General features: G+C 69.4%; 6 protein-coding genes and 1 other RNA gene. 2 read left to right on the forward strand and 5 right to left on the reverse strand.

Annotated features, from left to right (window positions below):
- Together ACH107_RS29830 and ACH107_RS29835 are read right to left on the reverse strand one after the other, a co-directional pair.
- A partial coding sequence (locus tag ACH107_RS29830) for a chromate transporter (protein ID WP_412509336.1) occupies window positions 1-494 on the reverse strand: 494 nt, incomplete at its 3' end.
- Between the two features lie 83 nt (window positions 495-577).
- Window positions 578-1,528 (reverse strand): LysR family transcriptional regulator, encoded by a 951-nt coding sequence (locus ACH107_RS29835; RefSeq protein WP_412509337.1) that lies wholly within the window; start codon window positions 1,526-1,528, stop codon window positions 578-580.
- A gap of 123 nt (window positions 1,529-1,651) precedes the next feature.
- On the opposite strand from ACH107_RS29835, the gene ACH107_RS29840 reads away from it, so the two are divergent.
- Window positions 1,652-2,503, forward strand: a complete 852-nt coding sequence (locus ACH107_RS29840; protein ID WP_412509338.1) for a DMT family transporter — start codon at window positions 1,652-1,654, stop codon at window positions 2,501-2,503.
- Window positions 2,504-2,553: 50 nt separating this feature from the next.
- Here the strand turns inward: ACH107_RS29840 and ssrA are convergent.
- Together ssrA and ACH107_RS29850 are read right to left on the reverse strand one after the other, a co-directional pair.
- Window positions 2,554-2,905, reverse strand: a transfer-messenger RNA (tmRNA) gene (gene ssrA / locus ACH107_RS29845).
- A gap of 9 nt (window positions 2,906-2,914) precedes the next feature.
- On the reverse strand, window positions 2,915-3,145 hold the full coding sequence (locus ACH107_RS29850; RefSeq protein WP_412509341.1) for a sulfurtransferase TusA family protein: 231 nt from the start codon (window positions 3,143-3,145) through the stop codon (window positions 2,915-2,917).
- A gap of 93 nt (window positions 3,146-3,238) precedes the next feature.
- Here ACH107_RS29850 and ACH107_RS29855 point away from each other — a divergent pair, with 93 nt between their 5' ends.
- The gene (locus ACH107_RS29855) at window positions 3,239-3,991 is read left to right on the forward strand and encodes a cytochrome c biogenesis CcdA family protein (RefSeq protein ID WP_412509339.1); all 753 of its coding nucleotides are present in this window, start codon (window positions 3,239-3,241) and stop codon (window positions 3,989-3,991) included.
- Window positions 3,992-4,000: 9 nt separating this feature from the next.
- Here ACH107_RS29855 and ACH107_RS29860 read toward each other — a convergent pair.
- A partial coding sequence (locus ACH107_RS29860) for a molybdopterin molybdotransferase MoeA (RefSeq protein WP_412509340.1) occupies window positions 4,001-4,985 on the reverse strand: 985 nt, incomplete at its 5' end.

Here is a 4,985-nt window from a genome sequence, read left to right on the forward strand (position 1 = left end):
GCCGCGATGATGAGCGGAAAGGGGATCGACAGGAAGAACATGGCGATGAAGGCCGCGCCGGCCAGCGCCCAGTCCCGCGGGCCGCCGAGCGCGCGCCGGGCGAGAGACAACAGCGCCTGCAGCACGATCACCACCACCGCGGCCTTGACCCCGACGAAGACCGATTGCACCAGCGCCACCTGCCCGAGATGCGCATAGCCGAGCGCGAGGGCGAGGATGACCGCCGCACCCGGCAGCACGAACAGCAGCCCGGCGATCAGCCCGCCCGGCACGCCGCGCAGCCGCCAGCCGGCATAGGTGGCCAGTTGCATCGCCTCGGGGCCCGGCAGCAGCATGCAGAAGGACAGCGCGCCGAGGAACTGTTTCTCGGTCAGCCACGCGTTGCGCTCCACCAGCTCGGCATGCATGAGCGAAATCTGCGCGGCCGGCCCGCCGAAGCTGAGCAGGCCGATGCGGCCGAAGACCGTGAAGAGGCGGGCGAGGGGCGGGGCCATGCCGTGGGTGATAGCCGTGCCACGGGCACATGCAAGCGGTTTGGCGGCTGTCGTGCAAACTTCACACGGGCGCCGGGGCGGCATCAGCCGTCGGGCGGGCCGTCGAAACCGAGCGCGGCCAGCGGCGCGTCGCGCCGTTCGCCCCATGCGGCCAGCGATTGCGCGACGCGGGCCGCGGCCGACTCTTCGCCGTCGTCGGCACGGGTGACGGCCCACCATTCCAGCGACATGCCCTCGTGCCCGATGGGGCGGGCCACCAGCGTGCCGTCGGCCAGTTCCGGCGCGATGGCCCACGAGCTGAAGAGTGCCACGCCATATCCCGCGCGGATCAGGTCGATGGTGGCTTCGGGCGTCTCCAGCGCCGTGACACGGCGGAAGGCCGCGTTGGGCTTGCCCAGCAGCGTTTCCCATTCGAAGCCCGGTTCGACCGTCAGCGGATAGGTGAACAGGCGTTCATCGCCGAATGCCGCGCTGTCGAAGACCGGCGCGGCTGCACAGGGATGCGTGGGCGCCATCACGGCAACGAGCGGATCGGCGGCAAGCCGGGTCCAGTGGAACCTGTCGGCGGAGGCGGGCCGCCCGTACACCGTCGAGACATCAACCATCCCCTCGCGCAGGGCGGCCAGCGGTCGGCGGGTCGCCCCGCCCGACAGCTCGATGACAAGGTCCGGGGCGTCGCGCGCCAGCCTGTCGAGAAAGACGGGAAGCCAGTGAAACCGGCTGTACGTCGCCTGTCCGAGGCGAACGATGCGATGACCGGCGCGCTGCCGCGCCTCGATCTCGTCCTCGAGCTGGGCCAGTTCCCGCAGCATCGGGTCGGCGAAGGCCACCAGCCTGTCGCCCTCGGGCGTGAGGGTGACGCGGCCCTCGACACGACGCGCAAGGCGCGTGCCGAGCCGCCGCTCGGCCTCGCGCAGGCGGTGCGTGACGGCGGATTGCGTCAGGCCTAGGCGCGCGGCCGCCGGGGTCGCGCCGCCGGTCTCGGACACGGCGAGGAGAACGACCAGATGGTGAAGGCCGAGGCGCGGCAGCATCCGGCAATGAAATCATTTCAAATGAATTTTGAAAACTAGGAATTTGTTTCAATACCGTGTCTCTTCTATCCACGCGGCATGACAACCCGCACGATCACGCCGCCACACCCGATGACAGCGACCATGCTGCTTGTTCTCTGTGCCGTTCTTTTCGGCCTCACGCCGCTGTTCGCGCGGGGGCTGCAGGCCGAGGGGATGAGCGATGCCGCGATTGCCTTCTGGCGCTACGGGGTTTCGGCGGTCTGCCTGTTGCCGTTCGTGCCGCGCCGGCGGGAAAAGCGCGGACAGGCGCTGTTACTGGTCATGGTCGGGCTGTTGATGGGGCTGGGCTGGATCGCGTACCTGTCGGCCATCCGCAGCGCCCCGGTGGCCGCCGCCGGGGTGGTCTACATGTCCTATCCGCTGTTCACGGTGCTGTTCGCGTGGATCCTGATCGGACACAGGCCGGGGGCGCGGGCGGTTTGCGCGGGAGTGCTGATCCTCGCGGCGGCGGGGATGCTGTTGCAGCCGGGCGTGTTGTCGGGGCAGGCGATGCAGGCCCTGCTGTGGTCGCTGCCGGCGCCCATGTCCTTCAGCCTCGCGATACTCGTGCTGACGGCGATGACACCGCGGCTGGGCGTGCTGGAGAAGATGGTCTGCGCGCTGGGCGGGGCGGCGCTGGCGCTGGGGCCGGTCGCGCTGTTCACGCCGGCGGGTGGTGCCGTGCCCGTGTCCGTCGAGGGCTGGGGGCTGCTGTTGTCGCTTGCCGCCGGTACGGCCTTCGTGCCGCAGATGATCTACACGATGGCCGGCCCCTTCGTCGGCCCGGCGCGGGCCTCGGCGACGGGGGCGTTCGAGCTGCCGACGATGATCGTGATCGGCTGGCTTGCGCTGGGCGAGGCGCTGGGCCCGCGCGAGGCGCTTGCCGGGGCGATGGTGGTTCTGGCGATCTGTCTCGCGCCGGCCGTGCGCGTCGATCCCGGCGCGCGGGGCTGAAACTGCCGGTGATCGGCCGATGCTGGCGGTCCGGGATTTCGGGGGAATAAAGTGCAGGCTTCTGTTGCCAGGTGCCTGCGAACCCCGCCTGACCTTGCTAGAGGCCAGGGCTTCAAGGTTTCGGTCTTGTTACCGCTTACGCGGCAACGGCGACCGGAGCACGATTGTCGTTGGCAATTATGCTTTATCGGACCGATAACGGTGGTACCTCACCGGGACAAAGCAACCCCTTTACACGTTCGTCGATCCTGTTTCGGCCCCATGTCCCGCCAACGACAGGTTATTGGTGGAGCCGCCGGGTACCGCCCCCGGGTCCGATCCGCTTATTACGAGCGCGTTTATGTCCATAGTTCCTTTGGGAACACTGCGAATATAGGGGCTCGGGCGGCGTTTGCAATGGGGGTCGTGCGCTCAGCAGGCTTTGCGCACGACGTAGGTCTGCACGCCGTCGGCCTCGGTCACGGAGACGAGGTCATGCCCCGCCTCCGCGCAGAAATGCGGCACGTCCACGACCGCCGCGGGGTCGTCGGCGCGCAACTCGATGCACTGGCCGGGCGTCAGCGGGCCCAGCCGTTTGCGCAGTTTCAGAACCGGCAGCGGGCACAGCAGGCCGGTCGCGTCGAGGTGGTCGGTAATCTCCATGCCGGTGAAATAATCGGCACGTTTCAGGCTGTCCACAAAGATGTGACCGTTTGGCCGCGTGACCCGCGCGCCCCGAGCGGCTATGTCACACGCATGTTCGGAATCGAAATCATCGACGCGGGGCTGCTGCCCGCCATGGTCGTGGCCCTGCTGGCCGGGATCGTCTCGTTTCTCAGCCCCTGCGTGTTGCCCATCGTGCCGCCCTACCTGGCCTACATGAGCGGGGTCACGCTGACCGATCTGAGCAGCGCCGGGCAGGCCCGCGCGCGGGCCGTGGTCCCCGCGCTGTTCTTCGTCCTGGGGCTGAGCACGGTTTTCCTGTTTCTCGGGTTCACCGCCTCGGCCATCGGCGCGGCCTTCCTGCAGTACCAGGGATGGTTCAACACGATCGCCGGCATCCTCGTGATGATCTTCGGCGCGCATTTCGTCGGCGTTTTCCGGATCGGCTTCCTTGACCGCGAAGCGCGGATGGACGTGGGCGACAGGGGCGGGTCGTCCTTCGGGGCCTACGTGCTGGGGCTGGCCTTCGCCTTTGGCTGGACGCCCTGCATCGGGCCGCAACTGGGCGCGATCCTGTCGCTGGCCGCGTCCGAGGCCAACGTGACGCGGGGAACGGTTTTGCTGGCGGTCTATGCCGCCGGGCTTGGCGTCCCCTTCCTGCTGGTGGCGGCCTTCCTGCCGCGGATGAGCGGGCTGATGAGCTGGATGAAGCGGCACATGGAGCGCATCGAGCGGGTCATGGGGCTGCTGCTCTGGACGATCGGCCTGCTGATGCTGACCGGCGGATTCTCCGCCTTCTCGTTCTGGCTGCTGGAGACGTTCCCGGTGCTGGCCACGCTGGGCTGAGCCGCGCGGTCAGAGGGCCAGGTATTCCATCTCGTCGCCCTGCGAGCGGGCGCCGTCGCCGGCGGGGCGAATCATCAATGCGTTGGCATTGGCCAGAACCGACAGCAGGGCGCTGTCCTGCCGCGGCTCGGGGGTGATGAGGCCGTTCGCGACCTCGGCGCGCATGTAGTGCTCGCGCGGGCCGCCCTGTGGCAGGTCCCGCGACAGCCGCGCGGTACGGCGCGGCGCGGGTTCGGCGCCCAGCCCCTGCAATGCCCGGACCATCGGCGCGAGGAAGACATGCCCGCAGACCATCGCCGATACCGGGTTGCCGGGCAGGCCGACCATCGCCGCGTCGCCCATGCGGCCGGCCATCAGCGGTTTGCCCGGGCGCATCGCCACCTTGTAGAAGCTTCGGGCTACGCCCAGCCCTTCGGCCACCCGGCCGACCAGATCGTGATCGCCGACCGACGCGCCGCCGATCGTGACCACGATATCGGCGCCCCCGGCCAGCGAGAACGCGGTTTCCAGCGAGGCGGTATTGTCCCGCGCGATGGGCAGGATGCGCGCGCGGGCGCCGATGCTTTCCAGCATGGCCTTGAGGCCGAAGGTGTTGGACGCGATGATCTGGTCCGGGCCCGGGGCCTCGCCCGGCATGATCAGTTCGTCGCCGGTGGAAATCAGCGCCACCTCGGGCCGCCGCGTGACGCGGATCTCGGGCAGGTTCATTGCCGCCAGCAGGGCGATGTCGGCCGGGGTCAGCACACGCGGCGCGCGCAGCCTGTCGCCGACGCGGAAATCGGCCCCGGCGGGGCGCACGTGGTCGCTGTCGCCCGGCCCGTCGCGCAGCGTGACGGTGTCGCCCGCGCGGTCGACATCCTCCTGAATGACGACGCGGTCGGTACCCTCGGGCAGGGGCGCGCCCGTGAAGATGCGCACGGCCTGTCCCGCGCCGACGGCCCCGCCCAAGCCGTTGCCCGCCGCCGCTTCGCCGATCACGCGGAAGGTTGCGCCC

The organism is Roseovarius halophilus (ex Wu et al. 2025) (assembly GCF_047086965.1).